The organism is Pantoea sp. C8B4 (assembly GCF_051336905.1).
GTDB classification, from domain to species: Bacteria; Pseudomonadota; Gammaproteobacteria; order Enterobacterales; family Enterobacteriaceae; genus Pantoea; species Pantoea rwandensis_B.
This window is the reverse complement of record NZ_JBGMNK010000037.1, coordinates 1-1,221: the sequence shown is the minus strand read 5'-3', so window position 1 is coordinate 1,221 and position 1,221 is coordinate 1. Positions and strand designations below refer to the sequence as shown.

The 1,221-nt window shown below is 54.5% G+C and carries 1 protein-coding gene; it reads right to left on the bottom strand.

The genetic code is table 11. The features are described 5' to 3' along the window. Positions 1-29 precede the first annotated feature (29 nt). Positions 30-1,150 (bottom strand): IS3 family transposase gene (locus ACCW76_RS20885; RefSeq protein WP_436340026.1). Its coding sequence is split into 2 segments (ribosomal slippage): positions 30-892 and positions 892-1,150, totalling 1,122 coding nucleotides; the frame shifts between segments, so codons are not numbered across the junction. Positions 1,151-1,221 lie beyond the last annotated feature (71 nt).

The window sequence follows — 1,221 nt, the reverse complement described above, 5'->3', positions numbered from 1 at the left end:
TGACCTGCCCCCAGTATTAGATACAACCTTCAGTTAGTAATGTCGGTTGATTTTTCTTCATGCCTCCCGTTTCGCCAGCCTGCTGCAAATTCAGATGGCGTCTGGTAATTCAGCGATGAATGAGGTCTGGATTCGTTATAGTCCTGCCGCCAGTCATTAATGATTTTCCTGGCATGAAGAACATCGCTGAACCAGTGCTCATTCAGGCATTCATCCCGAAAGCGACCGTTGAAACTCTCAATAAATCCGTTCTGAGTTGGCTTGCCCGGCTGGATTAAGCGCAACTCAACACTATGTTCAAAGGCCCATTGATCCAGCGCGCGGCAGGTAAATTCCGGGCCCTGATCGGTTCTTATCGTCGCAGGATATCCACGAAACAACGCAATGCTGTCCAGAATACGCGCGACCTGAACACCTGAAATCCCGAAAGCGGCGGTGATCGTCAGACACTCCTTCGTGAAATCATCCACACAGGTCAGGCACTTAATCCGGCGGCCGCTGGCAAGTGCATCCATGACAAAATCCATCGACCATGTCAGGTTCGGCGCATCCGGGCGAAGAAGCGGAAGCCGTTCAGTCGCCAGGCCCTTACGGCGGCGCCTGCGTTTTACACCCAGACCGTTAAGGTGATAGATGCGGTAAACCCGCTTGTGGTTGACGTGCAGGCCCTCCCGGCGCAATAACTGCCAGATGCGCCGGTAACCAAATCGCCGGCGTTCAAGTGCCAGCTCTGTGATGCGTAGAGACAGTTGCGCGTCAGCAGCCGGACGCTGGGCCGAATAACGGCAGGTTGAAAGTGACAAACCGGCCAGCCTGCAGGCACGGCGTTGCGACAGACCCGTTGCATCACACATGACCTCCACGGCTTCCCGCTTCTGGTCTGTCGTCAGAACTTTCGGCCCAGAGCCACCTGAAGCGCCTCCTTATCCAGCATGGCTTCAGCGAGCAGCTTCTTGAGACGAGCGTTCTCTTCCTCAAGCGACTTGAGCCGCTTCACTTCGGGAACTTCCATGCCGCCGAACTTTTTGCGCCAGGTGTAAAAGGTGGCGTCTGAAATGGCATGCTTGCGGCAGAGTTCCCGGGCTGAAACCCCGGCTTCTGCCTCGCGGAGAATACTGATGATCTGTTCGTCGGAAAATCGCTTCTTCATGGGGATGTCCTCATGTGGCTTATGAAGACATTACTAACATCGCGGTGTATTAATCAACGGGGAGCAGGTCA